General features: G+C 36.1%; 30 protein-coding genes. 22 read left to right on the forward strand and 8 right to left on the reverse strand.

The window, feature by feature from the left end; genetic code table 11:
* Positions 1 to 230 precede the first annotated feature (230 nt).
* The 4 genes from deoB (at position 231) to corA (ending at position 4586) form a co-directional block, all read left to right on the forward strand.
* The gene (deoB, locus tag V7S50_RS01385) at positions 231 to 1415 is read left to right on the forward strand and encodes a phosphopentomutase (protein WP_242252127.1); all 1185 of its coding nucleotides are present in this window, start codon (positions 231 to 233) and stop codon (positions 1413 to 1415) included.
* 12 nt (positions 1416 to 1427) lie between these two features.
* Positions 1428 to 2249: a purine-nucleoside phosphorylase gene (locus tag V7S50_RS01390; RefSeq protein WP_001078444.1), complete on the forward strand. Its 822-nt coding sequence runs from the start codon at positions 1428 to 1430 to the stop codon at positions 2247 to 2249.
* 7 nt (positions 2250 to 2256) lie between these two features.
* Entirely contained in the window at positions 2257 to 3561 is a 1305-nt protein-coding gene (locus tag V7S50_RS01395; RefSeq protein ID WP_001243077.1) for a pyrimidine-nucleoside phosphorylase, read from the forward strand.
* Positions 3562 to 3623: 62 nt separating this feature from the next.
* The gene (gene corA / locus V7S50_RS01400) at positions 3624 to 4586 is read left to right on the forward strand and encodes a magnesium/cobalt transporter CorA (RefSeq protein ID WP_063223168.1); all 963 of its coding nucleotides are present in this window, start codon (positions 3624 to 3626) and stop codon (positions 4584 to 4586) included.
* A 34-nt stretch (positions 4587 to 4620) separates the two neighbouring features.
* Here corA and V7S50_RS01405 read toward each other — a convergent pair whose 3' ends face one another.
* Together V7S50_RS01405 and V7S50_RS01410 are read right to left on the reverse strand one after the other, a co-directional pair.
* Positions 4621 to 5910 (reverse strand): NCS2 family permease, encoded by a 1290-nt coding sequence (locus V7S50_RS01405; RefSeq protein WP_242252126.1) that lies wholly within the window; start codon positions 5908 to 5910, stop codon positions 4621 to 4623.
* Positions 5911 to 6044: 134 nt separating this feature from the next.
* Positions 6045 to 6716 (reverse strand): SIMPL domain-containing protein, encoded by a 672-nt coding sequence (locus tag V7S50_RS01410; RefSeq protein ID WP_242252125.1) that lies wholly within the window; start codon positions 6714 to 6716, stop codon positions 6045 to 6047.
* A 159-nt stretch (positions 6717 to 6875) separates the two neighbouring features.
* Between V7S50_RS01410 and V7S50_RS01415 the strand changes: the two genes are divergently transcribed.
* Both V7S50_RS01415 and V7S50_RS01420 read left to right on the forward strand, forming a co-directional pair.
* Positions 6876 to 7295: a MarR family winged helix-turn-helix transcriptional regulator gene (locus V7S50_RS01415; protein WP_061679124.1), complete on the forward strand. Its 420-nt coding sequence runs from the start codon at positions 6876 to 6878 to the stop codon at positions 7293 to 7295.
* 102 nt (positions 7296 to 7397) lie between these two features.
* Positions 7398 to 7943, forward strand: a complete 546-nt coding sequence (locus tag V7S50_RS01420) for a hypothetical protein (RefSeq protein ID WP_242252124.1) — start codon at positions 7398 to 7400, stop codon at positions 7941 to 7943.
* 24 nt (positions 7944 to 7967) lie between these two features.
* On the opposite strand, the gene V7S50_RS01425 is transcribed toward V7S50_RS01420, so the two are convergent.
* From V7S50_RS01425 to V7S50_RS01440, 4 genes are read right to left on the reverse strand one after another with little or no spacing between them, the layout of a single operon-like run.
* Positions 7968 to 9032, reverse strand: a complete 1065-nt coding sequence (locus tag V7S50_RS01425) for an ABC transporter permease (protein ID WP_242252122.1) — start codon at positions 9030 to 9032, stop codon at positions 7968 to 7970.
* A gap of 12 nt (positions 9033 to 9044) precedes the next feature.
* The gene (locus V7S50_RS01430) at positions 9045 to 10103 is read right to left on the reverse strand and encodes an ABC transporter permease (protein ID WP_242252120.1); all 1059 of its coding nucleotides are present in this window, start codon (positions 10101 to 10103) and stop codon (positions 9045 to 9047) included.
* The gene (locus tag V7S50_RS01435; protein WP_242252119.1) at positions 10093 to 10974 is read right to left on the reverse strand and encodes an ABC transporter ATP-binding protein; all 882 of its coding nucleotides are present in this window, start codon (positions 10972 to 10974) and stop codon (positions 10093 to 10095) included. The genes V7S50_RS01430 and V7S50_RS01435 overlap by 11 nt, the downstream gene beginning before the upstream one ends.
* The gene (locus V7S50_RS01440; protein WP_242252117.1) at positions 10940 to 11359 is read right to left on the reverse strand and encodes a GntR family transcriptional regulator; all 420 of its coding nucleotides are present in this window, start codon (positions 11357 to 11359) and stop codon (positions 10940 to 10942) included. Before V7S50_RS01440 ends, V7S50_RS01435 begins: the two co-directional genes overlap by 35 nt.
* Before the next feature lie 166 nt (positions 11360 to 11525).
* On the opposite strand from V7S50_RS01440, the gene dacF reads away from it, so the two are divergent.
* The 14 genes from dacF to V7S50_RS01510 all read left to right on the forward strand — a co-directional run bounded on the left by dacF (position 11526) and on the right by V7S50_RS01510 (position 22147).
* Positions 11526 to 12716: a serine-type D-Ala-D-Ala carboxypeptidase DacF gene (gene dacF, locus V7S50_RS01445; protein ID WP_242252115.1), complete on the forward strand. Its 1191-nt coding sequence runs from the start codon at positions 11526 to 11528 to the stop codon at positions 12714 to 12716.
* Between the two features lie 170 nt (positions 12717 to 12886).
* Positions 12887 to 13237: an anti-sigma F factor antagonist gene (gene spoIIAA, locus V7S50_RS01450; protein WP_000059133.1), complete on the forward strand. Its 351-nt coding sequence runs from the start codon at positions 12887 to 12889 to the stop codon at positions 13235 to 13237.
* Complete coding sequence (gene spoIIAB, locus V7S50_RS01455) at positions 13238 to 13678, forward strand: anti-sigma F factor (RefSeq protein ID WP_001243399.1); 441 nt, start codon at positions 13238 to 13240, stop codon at positions 13676 to 13678.
* Positions 13679 to 13690: 12 nt separating this feature from the next.
* Positions 13691 to 14449: an RNA polymerase sporulation sigma factor SigF gene (gene sigF, locus V7S50_RS01460; protein ID WP_063223077.1), complete on the forward strand. Its 759-nt coding sequence runs from the start codon at positions 13691 to 13693 to the stop codon at positions 14447 to 14449.
* Between the two features lie 137 nt (positions 14450 to 14586).
* Positions 14587 to 16113 (forward strand): sodium-dependent transporter, encoded by a 1527-nt coding sequence (locus tag V7S50_RS01465; RefSeq protein ID WP_242252113.1) that lies wholly within the window; start codon positions 14587 to 14589, stop codon positions 16111 to 16113.
* Positions 16113 to 16211, forward strand: a complete 99-nt coding sequence (locus tag V7S50_RS01470) for a methionine/alanine import family NSS transporter small subunit (protein ID WP_000016826.1) — start codon at positions 16113 to 16115, stop codon at positions 16209 to 16211. The genes V7S50_RS01465 and V7S50_RS01470 overlap by 1 nt, the downstream gene beginning before the upstream one ends.
* A 117-nt stretch (positions 16212 to 16328) precedes the next feature.
* On the forward strand, positions 16329 to 16949 hold the full coding sequence (gene spoVAA, locus V7S50_RS01475) for a stage V sporulation protein SpoVAA (RefSeq protein WP_063223079.1): 621 nt from the start codon (positions 16329 to 16331) through the stop codon (positions 16947 to 16949).
* Complete coding sequence (gene spoVAB / locus V7S50_RS01480) at positions 16942 to 17358, forward strand: stage V sporulation protein SpoVAB (protein ID WP_063223080.1); 417 nt, start codon at positions 16942 to 16944, stop codon at positions 17356 to 17358. The genes spoVAA and spoVAB overlap by 8 nt, the downstream gene beginning before the upstream one ends.
* Before the next feature lie 14 nt (positions 17359 to 17372).
* Positions 17373 to 17831: a stage V sporulation protein AC gene (gene spoVAC, locus V7S50_RS01485; RefSeq protein ID WP_242252111.1), complete on the forward strand. Its 459-nt coding sequence runs from the start codon at positions 17373 to 17375 to the stop codon at positions 17829 to 17831.
* A 13-nt stretch (positions 17832 to 17844) separates the two neighbouring features.
* The gene (gene spoVAD, locus V7S50_RS01490; RefSeq protein WP_063223082.1) at positions 17845 to 18861 is read left to right on the forward strand and encodes a stage V sporulation protein AD; all 1017 of its coding nucleotides are present in this window, start codon (positions 17845 to 17847) and stop codon (positions 18859 to 18861) included.
* A gap of 3 nt (positions 18862 to 18864) precedes the next feature.
* Entirely contained in the window at positions 18865 to 19215 is a 351-nt protein-coding gene (gene spoVAE, locus V7S50_RS01495) for a stage V sporulation protein AE (protein ID WP_242252109.1), read from the forward strand.
* A gap of 5 nt (positions 19216 to 19220) precedes the next feature.
* Positions 19221 to 19790 carry a stage V sporulation protein AE gene (locus V7S50_RS01500; protein WP_063223084.1) on the forward strand — a complete coding sequence of 190 codons (570 nt, stop codon included), beginning with the start codon at positions 19221 to 19223 and terminating at the stop codon, positions 19788 to 19790.
* On the forward strand, positions 19777 to 21249 hold the full coding sequence (gene spoVAF, locus V7S50_RS01505) for a spore germination protein SpoVAF (RefSeq protein WP_063223085.1): 1473 nt from the start codon (positions 19777 to 19779) through the stop codon (positions 21247 to 21249). Before V7S50_RS01500 ends, spoVAF begins: the two co-directional genes overlap by 14 nt.
* 94 nt (positions 21250 to 21343) lie before the next feature.
* Entirely contained in the window at positions 21344 to 22147 is an 804-nt protein-coding gene (locus V7S50_RS01510; protein ID WP_242252107.1) for a Cof-type HAD-IIB family hydrolase, read from the forward strand.
* 32 nt (positions 22148 to 22179) lie between these two features.
* Here V7S50_RS01510 and V7S50_RS01515 read toward each other — a convergent pair whose 3' ends face one another.
* Positions 22180 to 23046, reverse strand: coding sequence for a DUF1002 domain-containing protein (locus V7S50_RS01515; RefSeq protein WP_060632144.1), 867 nt, complete (start codon positions 23044 to 23046; stop codon positions 22180 to 22182).
* 187 nt (positions 23047 to 23233) lie between these two features.
* Between V7S50_RS01515 and V7S50_RS01520 the strand changes: the two genes are divergently transcribed.
* Both V7S50_RS01520 and ribT read left to right on the forward strand, forming a co-directional pair.
* On the forward strand, positions 23234 to 23671 hold the full coding sequence (locus V7S50_RS01520; RefSeq protein ID WP_060632143.1) for a peptidylprolyl isomerase: 438 nt from the start codon (positions 23234 to 23236) through the stop codon (positions 23669 to 23671).
* A 470-nt stretch (positions 23672 to 24141) separates the two neighbouring features.
* On the forward strand, positions 24142 to 24510 hold the full coding sequence (gene ribT, locus V7S50_RS01525) for a GNAT family N-acetyltransferase RibT (protein WP_060632142.1): 369 nt from the start codon (positions 24142 to 24144) through the stop codon (positions 24508 to 24510).
* A gap of 20 nt (positions 24511 to 24530) precedes the next feature.
* Here the strand turns inward: ribT and V7S50_RS01530 are convergent, their stop codons facing one another.
* Positions 24531 to 25049 carry a DUF309 domain-containing protein gene (locus V7S50_RS01530; RefSeq protein WP_242252106.1) on the reverse strand — a complete coding sequence of 173 codons (519 nt, stop codon included), beginning with the start codon at positions 25047 to 25049 and terminating at the stop codon, positions 24531 to 24533.
* Between the last annotated feature and the right edge of the window lie 95 nt (positions 25050 to 25144).

The raw sequence follows: 25144 nt of genomic DNA on the forward strand, positions 1-25144 counted from the left end.
AAAGCGTAAACATGTTATGATATCAGTATCAGATGTCTGACATCTGACTTAGAAAAAACTAGAAATGTTTTTGCGTCGTTTCAAGGTAAACGAAATAGGTTAGAGAATGATTTAAAGAAGTACTGTTTGATAATGAGAACGAAAGATAATTCTTATGGAGAACAGTTTCACTTTATAGCGTTTTGAACATACTACAAGAAGTAGAACTGAACTTATAGGAGGTCGCAGTTATGAATAAATATAAACGTATATTCCTAGTCGTAATGGACTCTGTTGGAATCGGTGAAGCACCAGATGCTGAACAATTTGGTGATTTAGGATCTGATACAATTGGTCACATTGCTGAACATATGAATGGATTACCAATGCCTAACATGGTGAAATTAGGCCTTGGTAACATTCGTGAAATGAAAGGCATCTCTAAAGTAGAAAAACCACTTGGATATTATACAAAAATGCAAGAGAAATCTACTGGTAAAGATACAATGACAGGACACTGGGAAATCATGGGTCTTTACATTGATACACCATTCCAAGTGTTCCCTGAAGGATTTCCGAAAGAATTACTTGATGAATTAGAAGAAAAAACAGGCCGTAAAATCATCGGTAATAAACCAGCTTCTGGAACTGAGATTCTTGATGAACTTGGTCAAGAACAAATGGAAACAGGTTCTTTAATCGTTTACACTTCTGCTGATAGCGTATTACAAATCGCAGCACATGAAGAAGTAGTGCCGCTTGATGAATTATATAAAATTTGTAAAATTGCACGTGAATTAACGTTAGATGAGAAGTATATGGTAGGTCGTGTTATTGCTCGTCCATTCGTTGGTAAGCCTGGAAGCTTTACACGTACACCAAACCGTCATGACTATGCATTAAAACCATTCGGCCGTACGGTAATGAATGAATTAAAAGATAGTGACTATGATGTTATCGCTATCGGTAAAATCTCTGACATCTATGATGGTGAAGGAGTAACTGAATCGCTTCGTACGAAGTCTAACATGGATGGAATGGATAAACTTGTAGATACATTAAATATGGACTTTACAGGTCTTAGCTTCTTAAACTTAGTTGACTTTGATGCATTATTCGGTCACCGTCGTGATCCACAAGGATACGGAGAAGCTCTGCAAGACTATGATGCGCGTCTTCCAGAAGTATTCGAAAAACTAAAAGAAGATGATTTATTATTAATTACAGCAGACCACGGTAATGATCCAGTTCATCCTGGTACTGACCATACACGTGAATATGTACCTTTATTAGCATATAGCCCAAGTATGAAAGAAGGCGGACAAGAGTTACCACTTCGTCAAACATTTGCTGATATTGGTGCAACTGTAGCAGAAAACTTCGGTGTGAAAATGCCAGAATACGGAACAAGCTTCTTAAACGAGCTAAAGAAATAGGGGGATAAACAAATGAATCGTGAACTTATTACAAAATCAGCTTCATACTTAAAAGAGAAATTTCAAGAGACACCACAAGTAGGACTAATCCTTGGATCTGGACTAGGTGTATTAGCAGATGAAATCGAGAACGCAGTAACAGTACCTTATAGTGAAATCCCTGAATTCCCAGTTTCAACTGTAGAAGGTCATGCAGGTCAACTAGTATTCGGTACACTTCAAGGTGTAACAGTAGTAGCAATGCAAGGACGTTTCCACTTCTATGAAGGATACGATATGCAAAAAGTAACATTCCCAGTTCGTGTTATGAAAGAACTAGGTGTAGAAACAGTTGTTGTAACAAATGCAGCTGGTGGTGTAAATACATCATTCGAACCAGGCGATCTTATGTTAATTTCAGACCACATTAACTTCATGGGTACAAACCCATTAATCGGACCAAATGATTCTGAAATGGGTGTACGTTTCCCTGATATGTCTACATCATATACGACAGAACTTCGCGAAATGGCGAAACAAGTTGCAGCAGACTTAAATATTAAAGTACAAGAAGGTGTATACGTTGGAATGACAGGTCCTGTATATGAAACACCTGCAGAAATTCGTATGCTTCGTACACTTGGCGGAGATGCAGTTGGTATGTCAACAGTACCTGAAGTAATTGTAGCGCGTCATGCTGGTATGAAAGTACTTGGTATTTCTTGTATTTCAAATATGGCAGCTGGTATTTTAGATCAGCCACTTCACCACGATGAAGTAATCGAAACGACAGAACGTGTTAAAGCTAACTTCTTAGCATTAGTAAAAGCAATCGTAAAACAAATGAAGGGGTGAACTCATAATGAGAATGGTGGACCTAATTGCAAAAAAACGTGACGGACATGCATTAACGACAGAAGAAATTAACTTTATTGTTGAAGGATATACGAATGGTGATATTCCTGATTATCAAGTAAGTTCACTTGCAATGGCAATTTTCTTCCAAGATATGAACGATCAAGAACGTGCTGATTTAACGATGGCAATGGTAAATAGCGGTGATACAATCGACTTATCGGCTATTGAAGGGGTAAAAGTAGATAAGCACTCAACAGGTGGTGTTGGTGATACAACAACACTTGTATTAGGTCCATTAGTAGCCGCTTTAGGTGTACCGGTTGCAAAAATGTCTGGACGTGGTCTAGGACATACTGGTGGTACAATTGATAAATTAGAAGCAGTTCCAGGATTCCATGTTGAAATCGAAAATGATGAATTCATGCGTCTTGTAAATGAAAACAAAATTGCAGTTATTGGTCAGAGTGGAAACTTAACACCTGCGGATAAAAAGTTATATGCACTTCGTGATGTAACGGCAACAGTAAACTCGATTCCGCTTATTGCAAGCTCGATTATGAGTAAAAAAATTGCTGCTGGTGCAGATGCAATTGTTCTTGATGTAAAAACTGGAGCAGGTGCATTTATGAAAACAGATGAAGATGCAAAACGTTTAGCAGAAGCAATGGTGCGCATTGGTAATAACGTTGGCCGTAATACGATGGCTGTTATTTCTGATATGAGTCAACCACTTGGTGAAGCTATTGGTAACGCACTTGAAGTACAAGAAGCAATTGATACATTACAAGGTAAAGGACCGAAAGATTTAGAAGAGTTATGTTTAACACTTGGAAGTCAAATGGTATATCTTGCTGGACAAGCTTCATCTTTAGAAGATGCACGTGAGAAATTAATTGAAGTAATGAACAACGGTAAAGCGCTAGAATCATTTAAAACGTTCCTATCAGCGCAAGGCGGCGATGCATCTGTTGTTGATGATCCTTCTAAATTACCACAAGCACAATTTAAAATTGAAGTGGAAGCGAAGGAAGACGGTTATGTATCAGAAATCGTTGCAGATGAAATCGGAACAGCAGCAATGCTTTTAGGAGCAGGACGTGCGACAAAGGAATCTGAAATTGATTTAGCAGTTGGTTTAATGCTTCGTAAAAAAGTAGGGGACAGCGTGAAAAAAGGTGAATCCCTTGTTACAATTTACGCAAACCGTGAAAATGTGGAAGATGTAAAAGCAAAAATTTATGAGAACATGAAGATTGCTAACGAGCATGTAGATGCACCAACATTAGTGCACGGCATCGTTACTGAATAATAAAGAAGGGCCAGGGAGTATTTCTCCTTGGCTTTTTTTGCTATTTTTTGTTTATAATAATAATGGGTGAAATTATGATTAGAATTTGTGCAATAACAAAAACAGATGAAGTATTATATGATGTTTCGCTAGAAGAAACAACGAAAGACCATATTGTATGGTATTGGCTAGATTTATATAAGCCAACGAAAGAAGAGTATATATACATTTTACAAGATCATTTTAAGTTCCATCCCCTTGCAATTGAAGACTGTATAGAATATGTACAGAGACCAAAAGTTGATTTTTATGATGGATATAACTTTTTAGTTCTTCATGCATTTGGGGAAGATGGACTAGAACCGCACGAAATCGATTTATTTATAAGTGATCGTTATATTGTGTCTTTCCACTTTTCTCATAACAATGCAATCGAAAGAGTATGGAAAACACTTGGAGAAAAGAAGCGTATTAAAAATAGTCCTTTACACGTAGCCCATACAATTATCGACCAGATTGTAGATGACTATTTTGCGCCTGTATATTACATTGAGGATCATTTAAATGCAATTGATGATAATTTAACGGGTGAGACAGCAGGAAGTGTACTAGAAGAGGTATTTGATATACGTGCAGATTTATCAAAGCTAAGGCGTACAATCATTCCGATGCGTGATTTATTGTATCGTATTTTAAATTCGACTCGTTTTTACGGTATAAGTGATCATGAAATTTACTTTAAAGATATACATGATCATTTGCTTAAACTGACAGAAATGATTGAGGCAAGCCGAGAGTTAACGGCAGATATTCGAGATAGTTATTTTTCATTAAACTCACATCATATGAATAACATTATGAAAACATTAACTGTATTCTCGACTATTTTCATGCCGTTAACATTTATTGCCGGAGTATATGGAATGAACTTTACGCATATGCCAGAGCTTGGTGGACAATATAGTTATTTTATTTGTTTACTTATCATGGCGTTAATTGGCGGGGGAATGATGGCTTGGTTTTATAAAAAAGGTTGGTTTAAGTAAAAAAACACCGAGGAAAATTCCTCGGTGTTTTTACTTAACCAATAGCATGTAATACGAACATGGCTAAGAATAAGCATGTAATGATATACATAGACGGTGCGACTTCTTTACGCTTTCCAAGAGCAACTTTTAAGATAGGATAAGCAATAAATCCGAACGCAATGCCATCAGCGATACTATATGTGAGCGGGATCATGACGATAATTAAGAACGCTGGAAATCCTTCTGAAAAATCGTTCAGAGGAATTTGTTGAATGCTTGTAATCATCAGGCCGCCAATAATAATTAAGATTGGTGCAATGGCACTATCAGGAATTAGTTTGACAAACGGAAGTGCAAACAGTGATGCAAAGAATAACAACCCTGTAACGATAGACGTCAGACCTGTCTTTCCACCTGCAGTAATACCTGCGGCACTCTCTACTGTCGATACGGTAGGGCTTGTGCCAAATAGACCACATGTCATTGCTGAAATTGCATTGGCTTGGTAAGCACGCGGGAATTTACGGTCATCTTCTAATAAACCGTGCAGAAGTCCCATGTTCTCAAAAATAAGCACCATGCTTAAGGAGAATGTTGCAATCCAAAACGGTAAGGAAGAAAGTTTGCCAAATGACATACCTCCAAACACATCGCCGTAATTAGCGAATGAGAATGAACTATTTCCGATTTGACTTGTATCAACAAGACCAAATAGCCATGAGATACCAGTTCCTATTGCAATCGTCCATAAAAAGTTTCCACGTACGTTACGAATAAATAGTACAAGTGCAACGATAAGAGTAAGCACGGTCGCAAGAACGACAGGGTTACTTAATTTACCCATTGCAACAGCCGTATTTGGATTCGAAACGACTAAACCACCTTTTTGCAATCCGATAAATGCTAAAAATAATCCGATGCCGACAGTAATAGCTTCCTTTAATGACTTTGGAATTGATACTGAGAGCACGCGAGCGATTGGTGTAAACGCAGCAATTGCAAAAATAATACCAGAGATGAAGACAGCTGCTAATGCTTCTTGCCAAGCTAATCCGAGCGTATGCACAGCAGTGTACGTGAAGAATGCATTTACACCCATACCAGGGACAAGAATAGCAGGTGCATTTGCCCAAAATGCCATGAGCAGACATCCGACAAATGAACTGAAAACAGTTGCTAAAATTCCAGCTTCAAGAGGAATGCCAGCATCTGATAAAATTGATGCATTTACAATCATAATATATACGATTGTGAAAAATGACGTAACTCCAGCTAAAACTTCTTGTTTTGGTGATGTTTCGTGTAAACCTAATTTAAATGTACTTTCAAGTATTCCTTTCATGTTAAACCTTCTTTTTCATATCCCTCTCCCACCCGTGATATCTCTTTTGTAAGAGCTCACCGTCCTTTATTATATCAGAACATCATGTTTTTACAACAAGGAAAATGATAACGTTTACTTATAAATGAAATTATTTATAAATACGTAAAAATCGCTCGTATTGTGGAAATAATCTCTAGTTCTCCCGATTGAATGGGCGGGGCTGCCTGTGCATGTAAAGTAGCATAGGACGTCACTTCCCGTGGCAATTGGGCAGATTCTTCAACGAATGAGAGTGGAACAGGATTAATATTTAAATTGTATGTACTCGCAATAGCACGAGCTTTTTCTACCGCTTGTTGCAGAGCTTGAATGAGAGCTTGCTCATAATATTTATTTGGATGAGATATTCGAAACCGTAATCCTTTTGCTAAGTTTGCCCCATTTGAAACGGCTATATCATATACTTCCCCTGCTTTTTGGACATTTAAAACGGTAATTTCATACAAATGTTCCACACGATATCCTTGTAGTAATGCTTTATCATTTATATATTCGTATTGGGGCGTAATCGTATACGAAATGGTTTCTATATTTTTGTCGGCAATCCCTAAGTGTTTCAGTGCATCTAGTAATTGTTTTGATTGCACTGCATTTTCTTCTTGTGCCTGTTTCACATTTTTATGATCTGTACGAATACCGATTGTTAATATAACAACATTTGGTTTTGCCTTTACAACACCTTCACCTTGCACCGTAATGGTAGCTTCTTTACCAGTATTAGCTGTACGTACGTTGTGTAAATAAGGGTTCATTCCACCTTGCATGTTCCATCACCATCCTTATTTATATATATATGTGTGAACAAAAAAGAAATTTGTATGAAAAAGTTACATAAATGGTAATGTTAAAGAAAGAAAGCATATACAACAAGGGTATTTATAGATTATAATATGTGTAAATATGATAAAAAAGGGACGAGGCTAGTGAACGAAAAAAGAGAAACACTGATTTTAGAATTATCCGGATCATTTCGAAAGATGATACGTTTATTACAAAATGATATTAATACACGTTTTGCAGAACATATGCCATACAATGAATTTTCTGTATTACGCGCGTTATTTTTAAACAGTCCACAGATGGCTTCGCAAATTGCGAGTGAAGTAAACGTAACCTCCAGTCATATTACAGCTGTTACTGATCGTCTCGTACGAAAAGGGTTTGTAGAAAGAAAGCGTTCAAATTCAGACCGTCGTATCGTGTACTTAGAAATTACAGAACACGGAAGAGAAGTAACTGAAAAACTTGAAGCTGTGCGTAAAGAATATTATAAAGATAGATTTAAAGGTTGGAGCGACCAAGAAATAGAAATGGTGTTAGAGTTATTTGGTCGCGTATTATAATAAATGAGGATAGGGAGCGGAAGCTTTCCTATCCTTTTTCTTTTGAATAAAAACATTTTGAAACTCCAATACTTTAATTAAAAAGAATCGGAGTGAAAAATTATGAAACGTATTTGTACGCTTTTCATTATGATTGGAAGTTTTTTCTGCTTTCATCAATTCGCGGATGCTGCAACGCCTCTTCAAGTCGTTCAAAAAGAATTACAACATATTTCAAATAAGCAACCTGTTTTATATTCAAAACTATGGATTCGCTCTATGCAGAATACAATTTTATTTCATCATAGCGATAACATTCGGCATGAAGATACGATCAGTAATGTAAAAAAGTCTTCTCTTGTAAAAGTAAAACAACTTCCACTTCAGAAAGCATCGCAGTACATCCCGAGATTATCACAATATATTTCTAAGTTTGAGGCTGAAAATGTACAGGTGTATTATGTTGCAGCTCGCTATGAAGTGAAAAAAGAAAATCCATATCAGTTAAATGGTATGAATTATTTTATGCAAGTATTTATTCAACAAGGGGGAGAATGGAGAATTGCTGAAAGTATAGTTGCTCCAACAGATCAAATTGTGGCAAATGGTGACGGGTTTGGAACGAAGCAAGAAAAAGACTATGGGAAAAGAAGAGAGAATGTGAAATAACCTCCTCAATAAGAGGAGGTTATTTTATTTGAAATTCCAAGAGACTTTCCATTTTAATATTTTAGGTAGGAAGAAATACGTAATGAAACTAGTTACTAAAAATCCGATGTAGAAACTAGCCAATGAATGAGTACTACTTAATGTTAAACCTCCAACGATTCCAATAGTTAAAATAGCACATAGGATAACTGCTTTTTGTAGTCTCGGGTATAATATGAAGTTACCATTTCGCTCATTGACTGAATGGGCATATAAATATATACCGAGTGGTAATAAAATAATAATATGGGCAATAGGTCCAATCAATGTTTTGGCTGAAGGAATGTATGAAAAATTTGGTTCATCATGACGAACACCTTTAGGATCGGTGTAAGCATTTTGTGGATTGTAATCAAATACAATATTAAATCCTTCTGCTGGGCTAGAAACACGTATCTTTTCCGTCATATTGTTTATTTTAGTATAAATCTTTTCCCCATCCGCGTTTGAATGAACACTAATCACCCCTACGATAAGAGATGGAAGTAAGAATGGAAAAACGATTATGATAGCAGTGATAATTCCCTGGGATACGATATTTCCAGCAAGTGTTCCTATACATAATGCAAGTGTATAAATAGCAATTAGTACAATTAACATATATAGAAAGTACGTATGGAATGGGGAAAAGATTTGATATTTATTATGAAAAGTCAACTTTTTCATAATAGCAAATAGTCCCCAGTTTAAAACGACAACAGCGGCGATATTACAGATTCCAAACAACCACTTTGTTATATAAAGGTGCGAACGTTTAAAGGGCATAGACCATAACAAGTCGCTAGAGTTATTTTGCCTTTCCCATCCAATTAAAGTACAGGCTAGAACGATAAGTATACTACCTAACAACATGACAGGTTCTAAAAGTGTTAAATTAAAGTGGTAATGATATATATAGTTCCACGCTTTGTTCATCTTTAAATATTGTTGTTGTTCAATAGAAGCCATATAGTACATATATGATAAAGTATAGAAACTGCTGAGCCACAATAGCCATACAACATATTTACTTTGTTGATACGTTCTTAGCCATAATGCTTTTTGAAACATAGGATTCCTCCTTTAAAAAACTTTATAATTTGTTAGTCGTGATAATATAACATAAGTAATGATTCCAGCTATAAAAAAACTGATATAGTAGCTAGGTAAGAAATTAAATTGATTCATTTTATAGCCACCTAATAGTGCAAAGTAAATGCTTGTCCCCCATATCCATATTTTTAAATGCTTTTGGAAAATAAATATCTTTTGACTGTTTTCATTTGGTGATCGTGAATATAAATATGCGCCGAGTAATAGGTTAACTATTGTATAAAAAATAGGGACTAACATCGACTTAGCCGAATAATATTGATAAGATGCTGGATCTCTTAAAGTGGTTGGATCTTTTTCTTTCTTTCGTGATGTTGAATCATAGTCGTAAGTGATAGAAAACCGATATATTGGTGCAGCTATATTTGTTTTTTGATTGATTTCATAAAGTTGTTGATATAAGTTATTATTTTTAGGAGCTATAGCATCTAAATGTTGTATTGTAAGGGTGTAAGCTAATGACATGAATGTAAGCCCCATTAGTAGCCACGGAATACAAAAAACGACTTGTGAAACGATGCTTCCAGTAAACGTACCGATGCATAATGCAGCCGTATATACTGCAACATAAGAAACAATTGCATAAAGAAAGTATCGATGAAACGGACTAAATGATTGATACTCAAAATGAATGGTTGTTCTATAAATAACGTACATAAGGATCCAGTTTACAAGGAGAGACCCTATAATCCAGAATGAACCAAAAGCCCATTTAGAAAAGAAAATATCTTTTCTTGTAAATGGCATTGCCATTAGGGTATTAGACTGTTTATTACGCTCCCATCCTATAAATAGACAAGCTAAGCAAATAATAAGAAAAGTTAGCCAAACACTATTACCTGTCTTTGACCAAAATTCATAATAGTAATAGAACGTTCCCTTTTCTTGCAATCTATAATAATTAGAAAGTTGTAGCTCGGCTGCTTTATAGTAGCCAAAAGATAACAAGTAAAGCGAACTAAAGAAGAATAGTAACACAGCATATTTCCCGCGTTTCCAATTCCACATCCACAACGCCTTATGAAACATACCCATCCTCCTCTAGTGTCGTAACGAAGACATCCTCAAGTGACATTGTTAATTCTTCAATGAGTATAGGTTGCTCTTTATAAAACTTCTCTAGTGTTGTAGCTACATTTCCCTCGATTAAGATTGTATATACTTTTCCTGTTTGGTTTAATATTTTAATATTGCTTAAGTTTTCTAGTTTTTGAGGTAATGAACGTTCGTAAGCTACTTGTATTTTTGCAAATCGTGATTTTGCATCGTCTAGTGATGTAATAGAAGATATAGTATGACCTTTTAATATAATGATTGTATCTGCAATTTGTTCTACTTCATCTAAATGGTGAGTTGAGATGAAAATCGTAATCTCTTTTTCTGCAACTTCTCCAACGAGAAACTGTAAAATCTGTCTTTTCACGATAGGATCAAGTCCGTTTGTCGGTTCATCTAAAATGATATATTCTGCTTTTGTAGAAACAGCTAAAATAATCGCAAGTAGTGCTTGCATTCCTTTTGAATAACTACGAATTCGTTTGTTTGGTAAGTTAAAACGTTCTAACAGTTCGTAGAAATAGGCTTCATCAAATGCGGTGTAAACAGCTTTATAAAACTTTACAATTTCTTTTACTGTATATCCGTTCAGTATGTTAGTAGAATCCGGGACATATACGATTTTTTGTTTTGTGCCAGGATTCTTATGAATGTCGGTATCCTCATATGTAACAGTTCCTACATCAGGGTCTAAAATGCCGACCATCGTACGTAATAAAGTTGTTTTCCCTGCGCCGTTTCTTCCAAGTAATCCGATGATACTTCCTCTTTGTAATGTGAAAGAAACATCATCTAAAATCGTTTGATTATCAATCGTTTTCTTCAAGTTTGTTACTTTCAACATGTGCATTTCCTCCAATCTCTTTATAGTATGAATCTATCCAATCATGAATTTTATCTTTCGTAACACCAAGATAAGAGGCTTCTAATAGTAATTGATGAAATTGCTTTTCAACCATAGCGATTTTCCTTTCGTCTAATGTTGGGGTAATCGATTGGGATACAAATGTTCCTTTTCCTCGTAATGTTTCAATAATCCCTTGTCGCTCTAACTCTTGATACGCTTTACTCACTGTATTTGGATTGATAACGAGTAAAGAAGCGAGTTCGCGTACAGAAGGAAGCTTGTCACTTGGAGCTAACATGTTTTTTAATACGAGTTCTTTTATATTCTGAACAATTTGTTCCCATATCGGAGTGTTGCTTCTTGGATCAAGTTGAATATGCAAGAGCAATGTCTCCTTTCTAGCATGTATTAGGTGTACTACTTCATGTAATACACTTAATACAATATAGGCGATGAATATATTTGTCAACCGAAAATATTAGAAAAATATGGTATTAAAAAATAATAAATTGGAAAAAATAGGTCTGATATAGAATGGAGGGTTAGTCATGAAGCGAGTTTTTGGAATACTTGTTTGTTTCATGTTATTGCTTTCTGGTACTTCAGTTAGTTTTGCACAATCTGAGAAGACGAAGCAGGAGAAAACAGAAGAAACAACGCCTAAGTTAGCAGAACAAGCATCATCAGCAATTGTAATTGAACAAGATACAGGTAAAGTTTTGTTTGATAAAAATCCAAATGAGAAGTTACCACCTGCTAGTATGACGAAGATTATGACAATGCTATTAATTATGGAACAAGTTGAAAAAGGAAAACTAAAACTGACCGATAAAGTTAGAGCGAGTGAACATGCAGCTTCAATGGGTGGATCACAAATCTTTTTAGAGCCTGGAGAAGAGATGACTGTAAATGAAATGCTAAAGGGTATTGCCATTGCATCAGGGAATGATGCATCTGTTGCAGTAGCGGAGCATATCGCTGGTTCAGAAGAAGGTTTTGTAAATATGATGAACAAAAAAGCAAAAGATTTAGGATTGAAAAACACTCATTTTCAAAATCCGACAGGTCTTCCGGCTAAAGACCATTATTCCACAGCAAATGATATGGCTATCATGGCGAAAGAATTGATGAAGTACCCACTTATTCGCAAATACACAGGTAAATACGAAGACTATTTACGTGAAGATACGGATAAGAAGTTTTGGCTCGTTAATACGAATAAGTTAGTGCGTTTTTATCCTGGAGTAGATGGTGTGAAAACGGGCTTTACGACAGAAGCAAAATATTGTTTAACAGCATCGGCTGAAAAGAATGGGATGCGCGTTATTTCAGTTGTTATGGGGGCACCTACATCGAAAGAACGGAACAATCAAGTAACAAAGCTTCTTGACTACGCATTTGGTCAATATATGACAAAGAAATTGTATACACGAGGCGAAAAAATTAAGACTGTCCAAGTAGGAAAAGGGAAAAAAGAAAAAGTAGATTTAATTGCGTCAGACAATGTGTCTCTTCTTATGAAGAAGGGCGAAAGTATGGACAAAGTAAAGCAAGAAGTAATTGCTGAAAAGAAAGTGAAAGCGCCGATTAAAAAAGGTGACGCACTTGGTACACTTGTTATTAAAAAAGATAAAGATGTTTTATTAAAACAAACAATTGTAGCAAAAGAAGATGTTGCAGCAGCGAGCTGGTGGGAGTTATTTAAAAGAAGTTTTGGGATGTTTTCAACATCAAAATAGCGGCAAACATTTTGCCGCTTTTCTATTCGTATGTAAGTAAATAATTGCTGAATGGTTTCACTTTATGACGAAATAGTTCTTCTTTTGTCGGTAGGAAGGATTCTAATGTTGTATCACGAAAATCTTTATGTATGTAAATGAGTAAAGTTTGAGCATAAGGAGGAAATCGTGTGAGTCTTTCCATGCAATTAGAAGTAAAACGTGACGTCTTATGTGTGAGACTAGCGGGTGAATTAGATCATCATACTGCTGAAGAGTTGCGAACGAAAGTAACAGATATGATTGAAACACATGGTGTTCATCATATTGTTTTGAGCCTAGAGAACTTATCGTTTATGGATAGTTCTGGTTTAGGTGTTATATTAGGCCGATATAAGCATGTAAAGGGATTAGGTGGAGAAATGGTTGTTTGTGCAATTTCACCGCCTGTTAAACGTTTATTTGAAATGTCGGGCTTATTTAAAATCGTTCGCTTAGAAGAAAGTGAAGCGCATGCGCTCGCGACGTTGGGGGTGGCATAAATGAGAAATGAAATGAACCTTCAATTTTCAGCATTAAGTCAAAATGAATCGTTTGCTCGCGTTACAGTAGCTGCTTTCATTGCGCAACTTGACCCAACGATGGAAGAACTTACGGAGATTAAAACAGTTGTGTCAGAAGCAGTTACGAATGCAATTATTCATGGGTACGAAGGAAATGCAGAAGGTGTTGTTTATATTTCTGTAATTTTGGAAGAAGCAATGGTGAAACTCACGATTCGAGATGAAGGGATTGGCATCTTTGATTTAGATGAAGCGAGACAACCCCTTTTTACAACTAAACCTGAATTAGAGCGTTCCGGAATGGGATTTACTATCATGGAAAATTTTATGGATGAAGTAGAAGTTATTTCAAACGAATCTTTCGGGACAACAATCCATTTGACAAAATACTTATCAAATAGTAACGCTCTATGCAATTAAGGAGAATAGCCTATGGACATAGAGGTCAAAAATGAGAAGAAGAAACCTCAGTTAAAGGACCACGAGCTAAAAGCGTTAATTCAAAAAAGTCAAGATGGAGATCAACAAGCAAGAGATACAATCGTTCAAAGTAATATGCGTCTCGTATGGTCGGTTGTGCAGCGTTTTCTTAATCGCGGATACGAACCAGACGATTTATTTCAAATTGGATGTATTGGGCTCTTAAAATCGGTAGATAAATTTGATTTATCTTTCGACGTGAAATTTTCAACATATGCAGTTCCAATGATTATTGGCGAAATACAGCGATTTTTACGTGATGATGGATCAGTGAAAGTAAGTAGGTCTTTAAAAGAAACAGGAAACAAAATTCGAAAGATGAGAGACGAGCTTTCGAAAGAATTTGGAAGGGCTCCAACGATTAATGAAGTAGCCGAAGCGTTGGAACTAACGCCAGAGGAAGTGGTTCTGGCGCAAGAAGCGAGTCGTGCCCCTTCGTCCATACATGAAACGGTGTATGAAAACGATGGAGATCCAATCACTATTTTAGATCAAATTGCAGATCAATCAGAAACAAAATGGTTTGATAAAATTGCTTTAAAAGAAGCAATTAGAGAATTAGATGACCGAGAACGTTTAATTGTGTATTTACGCTACTATAAAGATCAAACGCAATCAGAAGTAGCGGAACGAATAGGCATTTCGCAAGTACAAGTTTCAAGACTTGAAAAGAAAATATTAAAACAGATGAAAGATCGAATAGATGAATAGCTATCTATTCGATCTTTTTTTATGAATTTAATAGGAGGGGATTGTAAACTTTCTTAATAATTAACAGAATTTATTGATAATTTAGTAAATTTAAAATATAATCCAAGTATGAACTTGTCACAAAGGGGGAAGGGAATATGGAAACGAGGCAACAATGGGGAACGAGGGCAGGATTTATTTTCGCAGCGGTCGGCTCTGCCGTTGGATTAGGAAACATATGGCGTTTTCCTTATACAGCGTATGAAAATGGAGGAGGCGCATTCTTTTTACCGTACTTATTCGCATTATTAACGACAGGTATTTCATTATTGGCGTTTGAATTTGCTCTTGGGCATCGCCATCGCGGTTCAGCACCACTTACATTTTTCCGTATTCATCCGCGTGCTGAATTTATTGGATGGTGGCAAATGTGTGTAACGTTTATCGTTTCAACATATTATGCAGTAATTATTGCTTGGTCTATTTCCTATACATATTTTGCAATTACTGGTGCATGGGGGAAAGACACGGAATCATTTTTATTTAAAGAATATTTACAGGTTGCAGATAAGCCAGGACAATTTGGAGGGCTTGTACCAGAAGTATTAATCCCGTTAGCTCTTGTTTGGATTATTGTGCTTGGTGTTGCATTCAAAGGAGTTAAAAAAGGAATCGAAGTCGTTAACCGCATTTTCATTCCTTTACTAGTTGTTATGTTCCTTATTATCGTAGTTCGTGCAGTGACGATGGAAGGTGCGATGCAAGGGTTAGATGCATTCTTCAAACCAGATTGGAGTCGTATTTTTGATGGGAAAGTATGGCTTGCAGCTTATGGCCAAATTTTCTTTAGCTTATCTTTAGCATTTGGAATTATGATTACGTATTCTAGTTATTTACCAAAAAACTCAGATACAACAAATAATGCTTTTATTACAGGATTTGCAAACTCAGGATTTGAATTATTAGCAGGGATTGGGGTTTTTGCAGCTCTTGGATTTATGGCAAATAATATGGGAGTACCGGTTGATAAAGTAGCGAGTGCTGGTGTAGGACTTGCGTTCGTAGTATTCCCGCAAATTATTAATGAATTACCGATGTCACCATTATTTGGCGTATTATTCTTCTTATCGTTAACAGTAGCGGGAATTACATCACTTATTTCACTTGCAGAAGTATGTTTTGCTGCCGTATCTGAAAAGTTCAGCCTAAGCCGCCAAAAAACAATCGGAATTATGGGGACGCTTCTCGTACTAGTTTCTCTTGTTTTTGCAACACGTGGCGGGCTTATGTTCCTAGATGTTGTTGATTACTTCGCTAATAACTTTGGATTAATCACAATTGCATTAGTGGAAGTAGTTACGATAGGGCTCATTCTACGCCGTTTACCAGTTTATCAAAACCACGCAAACTTCGTATCTGATATAAAGTTAGGGACGTTTTGGAGAGTGAGTTTACTCGTTATTACCCCGCTTATGTTAGGGTACATGTTAATTGATGGCACAATCCAAAATATTAAAAAGAACTACGGAGACTATCCAACGGAGTTTGTCGTAACATATGGTTGGTCAATTGCAGCAGCGTTCCTTATCGTTGCACTAATCATTAGTCTAAAGAAATGGAATGCACAAATACATTCAGATTCTGCTAAGCTTGAAAAAGAATGGAAAGATCGAGGTGTTTCATAATGAGTGGATCAGCAATTATGATGATGGTGATTGGTATAGTAGTCATTTGGGGAGGACTCGCATTAAGTATTGCAAATTTATTTAAGAAAAAGGCATAAACTAAAAAAACATCTGTACCGAAATGGTACAGATGTTTTTTTATGAAAAAATTGTATTAGAAAAAAATTCAATAACCATACTACAACTACGAGGAAGAGTGAAGAGGTGAATGAAAATTGGAACAAACAATTTATATCAAAATGCGTAATCGATTAAAAGTTTCTCCTACGTATGAAGTAAAGCTGGGTGATGTTGCTCAACTTGCTGGAGATGCTCTGGTAGTTCAGTCGTTACAGGATGAGGTAGTTTACAAAATAACAGCGCATGATAAAACGCATGTTGTAATTGATGTTATGAAAATTATTGAGATTATTCAACAAAAAGCGGCCCATATACAAATTAATTTACTCGGTTCTGGACAAACTCTTGTTGAAATTATATATGAAAAAAAGAAAGTACATCCGATTTTCTTCGGACTTGTATGGTTGTTACTTTTCATTGGAGCAGCCCTTGCGATCATTTATTTCCATGAAGATGTAAGTATGCAACAAGTACATCAGCGGTTATATTACATGATTACGGGAGAATTTAAGGCGCAACCACTTCTATTTCAAATTCCTTATTCATTAGGTCTTGGATTAGGTATGGTCTTATTTTTTAATCATGTATTTCAAAAGCGAATTAATGAAGAGCCGAGCCCGTTAGAAGTTGAGATGTTCCAATATCAGCAGTCACTGGATCAATATGTAATTGTCCATGAAAACAAGGATAATATGAAACAACTTACCGATGATTGAGTCTGGGCTTGTTATTTTAATTGGTTTAGCGGGAGGAATTGCAGTAGGTAGCGGATATGTCGCATTTTTAGCTGTACTTGGAATAATCCCCCGCTTAGCTCAATTAACGAGAAGTGGAAAGCATATTCAATATTTTGAGTGGGCGGTTATTGCAGGTACGTTAACAGGGGCTTGGTGTAGCTTGAAAAATGTTACATTTCAAACATCGCAATATTGGCTTGTTATATTAGGCATATTTTGTGGCACATTCATTGGAATGCTTGCGGCTGCATTAACAGAAGTGTTAAATGTTTTACCTATTTTAGCGAAACGAGTAGGGGTAGAAGGGAAAATCGTTGTTTTACTCGTTGCTCTTGTACTTGGAAAAGTAATAGGCTCGTTGTTTCACTGGATTTATTTCGTAAAGTAGGAGGCAATATATAAATGACAGGGCGAAAACTAAAGGATGATTACATAAATAAAGTGAAGGAGTACCATCCAAAACCAAACTATTTCATAAATTGTGTTAAGGCATTTCTTGTAGGCGGATTCATTTGTACTGTCGGAGAAGTATTGATGAAATTTTATATACATTATTTTCATTTCAGTGAACAAGAGGCAGGAAATCCGACAGTTGCAACTCTTGTATTATTATCAGCGATTTTAACGGGTTGTGGTGTATATGATAAAATCGGTCAATTTGCTGGAGCAGGATCAGCCGTACCTGTTACAGGATTTGCGAATTCTATGGCGAGCGCTGCGCTAGAACATAAGAGTGAAGGAATTGTGCTTGGGGTTGCTACAAATATGTTTAAGCTTGCGGGAAGTGTTATCGTTTTTGGGGTCGTTGGTGCATACATTATTGGATTAATAAGATATACATTTCAAATTTTGATGTCCTAAAGGAGGGGCTAGTATGAGGTTGACAGGAAAACAAACGTGGGTATTTCAAAATGATATTTATGTGAATGCAACCGGTACTGCCGTTGGTCCAAAAGAAGCTGAAGGACCTCTTGGAAAGGATTTTGATATTTCATATGATGATTTACATTGCGGAGAGGAAAACTGGGAACTTGCTGAACGAAGATTAATGTCAGATTCTATTCAACAAGTTGTACAAAAAGGAAATGTAGAAACATCACAAATTGATTTCTTTTTAGCGGGCGATTTATTAAATCAAACAGTGACAGCAAATTACGTTGCGCGTAAGTGGGGGATTCCTTTTTTAGGGATGTTTAGTGCTTGTGCGACTTCGATGGAGACTTTAGCGGTTGGATCAGCCTTTATAGATGGTGGATTTGCAAATCGTGTCTTAGCGACAGTAAGTAGTCATAATGCAACGGCTGAAAGACAGTTTCGTTATCCAACAGAGTATGGGGGACAAAAACCGGGAACCGCAAATTCCACTGTTACAGGTGCAGGATCTATATTAATTAGTAAGGAAAAAAGTGCCATTAAAATTACGGCAGCTACGATTGGAAAAGTGCAAGACTTAGGAATTGCGAATCCTTTAGATATGGGATCGGCGATGGCGCCGGCTGCTGCTCATACAATTCAACAACATTTTGAAGATTTGAAGAGAAGTGCAGCTGATTATGATTTGATTGTTACCGGTGATTTATCAGCTGTTGGGACACCAATTGCGAAACAGCTTTTACTGGAAGAAGGTTATGATATTGGGCATATATATAATGATTGCGGATTAATGATATATGATTCCGGTCAAGAAGAAGTATTTGCAGGTGGTAGTGGCTGTGCTTGTTCAGCTGTTGTCACATATGGTCATTTATTAAGTGAGATGCAAAAAGGGAATTTACAACGGATTTTTGTCGTTGCTACTGGTGCGTTATTAAGCCCGATGATGATGCAACAGAAAGAAACAATTCCAACAATTGCACATGGTGTCGTATTTGAGAGAGTGAAGGGAGAGTGAATTGTGGATTTTATATATGCATTTCTTGTAGGAGGCGCTATTTGTGTAATTGGACAAGTATTGTTAGATTTCGCAAAGTTAACACCAGCTCATTTAATGGCTACCTTTGTAGTCGTAGGAGCAGTTTTAGATGGATTCGGGCTGTACGATAATCTTATAAAGTTTGCTGGTGCTGGTGCGACAGTTCCTATTACAAGTTTTGGACATTCACTATTACATGGGGCAATGCATGCGGCAGAAAAACACGGATATATAGGGATTGGTATGGGTATGTTTAATTTAACGTCTGCAGGCATTTCTGCAGCGATATTATTTTCATTTTTTGTAGCACTTATATGTAAACCGAAAGGATAAATCAAATGAGACGAAGGGTTGTTTTGGTCACAGATGGAGATGAATATGCAAAGCGAACAATTGAGCTTTTAACGAAGGAATTTGGGGGAAGGTGTATTTCAGCATCACAAAGTAATCCAACCAAATTGACAGGGAAGAAAGTTGTTGAGCTTATTATGCAAACGCCATATGACCCTGTATTTGTCATGTTTGATGACAGCGGATTTATTGGAGAAGGATCTGGTGAAAAAGCTTTAAAATATGTAGCCACGCATAAACAAATTGATGTACTGGGGATTTTGGCAGTAGCGTCTAATACACATCATTGGGAATGGGCACGTGTAGATGTAAGTGTAGATCGAAATGGGAATTTAACTGAATACGGCGTTGACAAATTTGGACTTCCAGATGGTGAAGTTGGCAGAATTAGTGGAGATACAATTTATTGTTTGGATGACTTGAATGTTCCTGTCATTGTTGGTGTCGGTGACATTGGTAAGATGTGTGGAAATGATGAATGGGAGAGAGGGTCACCTATTACTAGAAAAGCGATTCAATTAATTTTGGAAAGGAGTGGTTTTTATGACGAAGCCTAAAAAGGTAGAAATCCCTATTTCATCTTTCATAAGTGATAATGAAAATTACTTAAAGCAAACAGCTGGACTGGGTATTACATACGATGTTGGCATTCGTAAATTTCAAATTTTAAATAAAGAAATTGGTGTGTTATTTGTAAACGGACTTTGTGATACAAATTATATTATCCCTATTTTAGAAGAAGCGGTGGATACTAATGAAATAAGAGATGTAGAAGAAGATACAGTGAAGCTTTTAGAGAATCGTTTAATTCATCAACAAGTAAGTAAAGTGAAAACGATGGATGAGGTAATGCTTCAAGTATTATCAGGACTCATTATTATATTTGTGGAAGGAGAAACGGAAGCTTTTGCGATAGATGTTCGTAGCTATCCAGGACGAACACCAACAGAACCAGATACAGAAAAGGTAGTACGTGGTGCAAGGGATGGATTTGTTGAAAATATCGTTGTAAATACAGCATTAATTCGTAGAAGGATACGTGACCCACGTCTTCGAAATGAAATGATTCGAGTAGGAGATCGATCACAAACGGATATTTGTATTACATATGTACAAGATGTTGCAAATCCGGATTTAGTTAAGATTATAAAACAAGAATTAAATAACATTGAAGTAGACGGGATTACGATGGCGGATAAAACGATAGAGGAATTTGTAGTTAAACAAGGCTATAATCCCTTCCCGCTTATTCGATACACAGAAAGACCAGATGTAGCGGCAAATCATCTACTAGAAGGACACGTGCTAGTACTTGTTGATACATCACCGAGTGCTATGATTACTCCAACAACATATTTTCATCATTTACAGCATGCAGAAGAGTTTAGACAAAATCCAGCTGTAGGTACATTTTTACGTTGGGTACGTTTTTTAGGTGTTATATTTTCGCTGTTCTTATTACCATTTTGGTTAGTTTTTGTATTTGATCCAACTCTTTTACCAGAAAGTCTTGCTTTCATTGGACCAAACAAGATGACGCACTTACCAATTTTATTACAAATTTTGATGGCTGAAATTGGACTTGAATTTTTAAGGATGGCGGCCATTCATACACCGACATCATTATCATCTGCAGCAGGATTAATTTCTGCCATATTAATTGGTCAAATTGCAATTGATGTAGGTTTGTTTGTACCAGAAGTAATTTTATACGTAGCAGTTTCTATGATTGGAGCATATGCAACACCGAGTTATGAACTAGGGCTTGGGAATAAAGTCGGAAAGCTATTCGTCATTATTTTGACAGGTATATTTCATGAAATGGGATTCGTAGTCGGAATGACGATATTGATTTTATTTTTAACGTCTATAAAAAGTCTGCAAACACCGTATTTATGGCCGTTTTTACCATTTGATTGGGGGGCATTAACAAAAATTCTACTCCGTCCAACGATGTCTAGTTTAAAAGTGCGCCCAAGTATTGTAAGACCTCAAAATGTAAGAAGGCAAAAATAAGCAGGATTAATCCTGCTTATTTTTTTATCGAAAATTTATTGTTTTTTAACAAAAATCAAACATTTTTTGTGTACACTTAGAGTAGATATTGTGTATGGAAGGGGAAGAGGACATGATTAAATTATTTGTAAGTGATTTAGATGACACGCTCGTTTACGATGTGAATCATATGCAAAAAGAAGATGAACGTGCACTTTGTTGGTTAGCTGAAAAAGGGACAAAGATTTGTTTTGCCTCTGGCCGCTTTACTCATCGAATTGATGAAGTCGTAAATAGGTTTGCATTCCCGTATTACACAACTAGTTTAAATGGAGCGACGATGTTACTGCCGGATGGAAAAATATTTCATGAATCAAGCTTTGAAGATGGGATTGCCCAGGAAATATATCGATATATCCATAAAAAGGGACTAGCAGATATTGTTTGTGCAAATGAGCAACGGTATACAAAAAGAAAGAATGAACATCATCATACTTTTGAAACGTATATGGGCGTACATATTGCTGAGATAGAAGCATTAGAAGAGGAATTTGGTAAGACTGTACATCCTGCGAAATTGTTTGTTTTTGGAGAAGAAGAGACGATTGTAGCGTTAGATCAAGAGTTACGAGATACATTTCAGAGCGAAGCAGAAGTTTTTATGTCTGGTAAACGCTATGTTGACATTATGCCAAGGGGAGTAAGTAAAGGGAGTGCTTTAAGGCGACTAATGGAACATTTGCAAATTGAAGCAAATGAAGTCGCATGTATTGGAGATTCTTTCAATGATATTTCTATGTTTGAAGTAACCCCGCATTCATTTACTCTTCATCATGCTCATCCATATGTGAAGGTAAAGGCGAATCATGTTGTTCGGTCGGTAGAAGAAGCTATTATGAAATTGCCGTTACTTGTATAAAAAAAGAAGCTCGTCAGTGACGAGCTTCTTTTTTACTTGAATAACGATTTAACAAAATCAATGATACTTGAGAAGAAATCTTTTACTTTATCTAGGAAACTTTGCCCTTCTTCAGATCCTAAAAAGGCAGAAACGTGTTCTTTTGCTTTATTTAACTGACTGCCAACTTGATTCCAATCGATATTAAGATTTTTCATCTTATCAAATAACGCTACTAAGTTATCTAACTGTTCATCCGTTAATGTAATACCAAGTTGATCAGCAATTTTTTTAATTAATGAACGTAAATCTTCAGTCGTTTGCGGCTGCTCTTTTGCAATCTCTTCTTTAATTTTTGCAACAAGTTGAACTGCTTTTTCTTCACCAATTTTATCGCCGAGCTGGGCTGTTTGCACCATTTCTTCATTAGCTACTTTTTTTACTTCTTCAGGAATTGCTTTGTTCGATGTTGTTTCATAGGCCTTCATTAAACCTGTTAAAGCAGCAGTTCCTGAAACTTTAAATGGTGCGGTGATTTGAATCTCCGCATCTTTCACACCCGCTGTAATAAGTGCGTTTGTGTACATTGCATCTGTTATCGAATTAATGTTTTTTGAACGTACAATAAGACCAGATCCTGGTTTTGTGTATGTAATCATAGAAGAGGAAATTGCTCTCGTGCCAATTTGTGCTTTTGGAACAATGCCTTCTAGAAATTTATGTTCTTCCGCATTAGATACAGTAATGATCGTAGCATCTTTCGGTGCTTTCATTTCTTTTAACAGATCTTGCTTTTGCTGTTCGGATAAGTTCTCTCCTAGTGTAACAATTGATTCTCCCTCGATGATGTCTGCAAACGAAGCTGTTGGCATCATAAATACCGTTACAGCTAATAGCAGAGCTAGTAATTTCGTTTTCACGAAAAATCGCTCCCTTTCTCTTTCTAAAATTTTCGGGCAACACAGTTATTATAGTATATTTTTTTTATTTGTCACCTAGCTTTTTCCACATTTCAAAAAAGAAGTATGTAGATTGTCGGATTCTTTTTGTTTCTAGTCATGAATGTGGTAATATAGTGCTGAGATAGTTGAAAGGAGACATATACGTATGAAAACTTTAGGATACATATTAATGGAAAATGGTGAAAAAATCGACTTGGAATTTTTCCCAGAAGAAGCACCGAAAACAGTAGAAAACTTTAAAAAATTAGCAGAGCAAGGATTTTATGATGGTGTGTCATTCCACCGTGTTATTCCTGGCTTCGTAAGCCAAGGTGGAGACCCAACAGGAACAGGTGCAGGTGGCCCAGGTTACTCTATCGCATGTGAAACTGATGGAAATCCTCATAGACACCTTGTAGGATCACTTTCTATGGCTCATGCTGGCCGTAACACAGGCGGTAGCCAATTCTTTATCGTTCATGAGCCACAGCCACATTTAGATGGTGTGCATACTGTATTCGGTAAAGCAACAAGCGGTATTGAAACAGTATTAAACATGCGTCAAGGTGATGTAATGAAAGAAGTTAAAGTTTGGGAAGAATAAGTTAATGAGAAAAGAGAGCTATTGCTCTCTTTTTTGTTTTTTTAATAGGAATGGGTATTCCGTTTACAGTACATGATACAAGTAGTATTGTAATTATGATGAAAATATGTCGCTTATGAGAACAAAATTTTAACAAATTACATAGAATATATTAGGTTACGTGTTTCAATAAATATTTTTTATTAAATTAATTTTGCTAGAATTCATTTGCTCTAAGGTGATGAATATTGAAGTGATAATGAGCAGTGGATGTTTCTTTTAACTTTCATATAACAGCATTTCTTCTTTTATCTACTTAGAAAAAATAGTACTGAAACATATATTTGACTTTCTTCTTTTCGCTTTGTATGATTATCAAGTTGTTTTAAGCCCTTCTCACTCTGTTGAAAATATTGTAAAATGAATGTGATATGAAAAGAGTGGTTGAGGGGATTAATAGTTTGTAACTTTTGTAAGAAGGGATAAGGGTTATGTTAATTCGTTTTAAAAAAAGTTATGAAAAGATTGCAATGGGGCTTCTTTCGTTTATGCCAACTGAAAAAGATGTGAAAACATTACAATTGACTATGAAAGAGTATGAAGCAAAAGATGATTGGCAATTGTATTTGTGGAAACAAAATGAAGATTTTGTTGGGATAATGGGGATTGTAAAAAAAGAGAATCAAGTTTTGGAAATTCAGCATTTGAGTGTGAACCCGTCTCACCGTCATATGGGTATCGGGACGAAGATGGTTCAAGAGTTAAAGAGTAAATTTCTTGAGTTTACAATTTGCGGAAATGAGCAAACAGCAAGTTTTTGCAAAAAGTGTAAAGGGCTTGAACAAAATATACATTCGTGAAAGCAGAGATAAGTAGTTTATTATCTCTGCTTTCTTTTTTGTAATTGTTCGTTTCGTTCAGCGATGACTTCTGTTCGATCACGTAATGTGTGTTTATGTATTATATATTCATTAGAAGTAGCATTTACGTCTTTCCAAGGGAGGTTTTGTTTCTGGCATAATTCTATGCAGTAATTTTCTAATGCTGTATCTGATAATGGTAAAAATAACGGTGTAAAATCTTCTTCTTTCTGTATAGATTGCAATCTATCCTCGAGTAAGAATAGAAGCTGTGTCTGATTTATTCCTAAACGTAGTAAAGGTGCACTGTTTTTTTCTAAAATCGTTATGGCGCTTTTCATCATCTTCTCTGCGCCATTCCAGTTAAAGCGTCTTTGATGGTATAAAGAAACTGCAATTTGAATAAGACCGACTAAATAATTATCACGATTTCCTCTCGGTTTTGTTTTCCAATATTCTTCCAGTATTTCGTGACATTCAAAATAATCATAATCTCCATGAAAATGAATTAAAAATTGTATGTATTCGGTAGGATACATTTTCTTCACCCCTGTTTAACGGTTATAAATACAAGTGTATCATAGAAATATGAACAATAAACGACTAGGGAATTTTCCCTAGCCGTTATTGTTCA

Origin of the sequence: Bacillus sp. CCNWLW194, assembly GCF_037120585.1 — a bacterium.
GTDB classification, from domain to species: Bacteria; Bacillota; Bacilli; order Bacillales; family Bacillaceae_G; genus Bacillus_A; species Bacillus_A basilensis.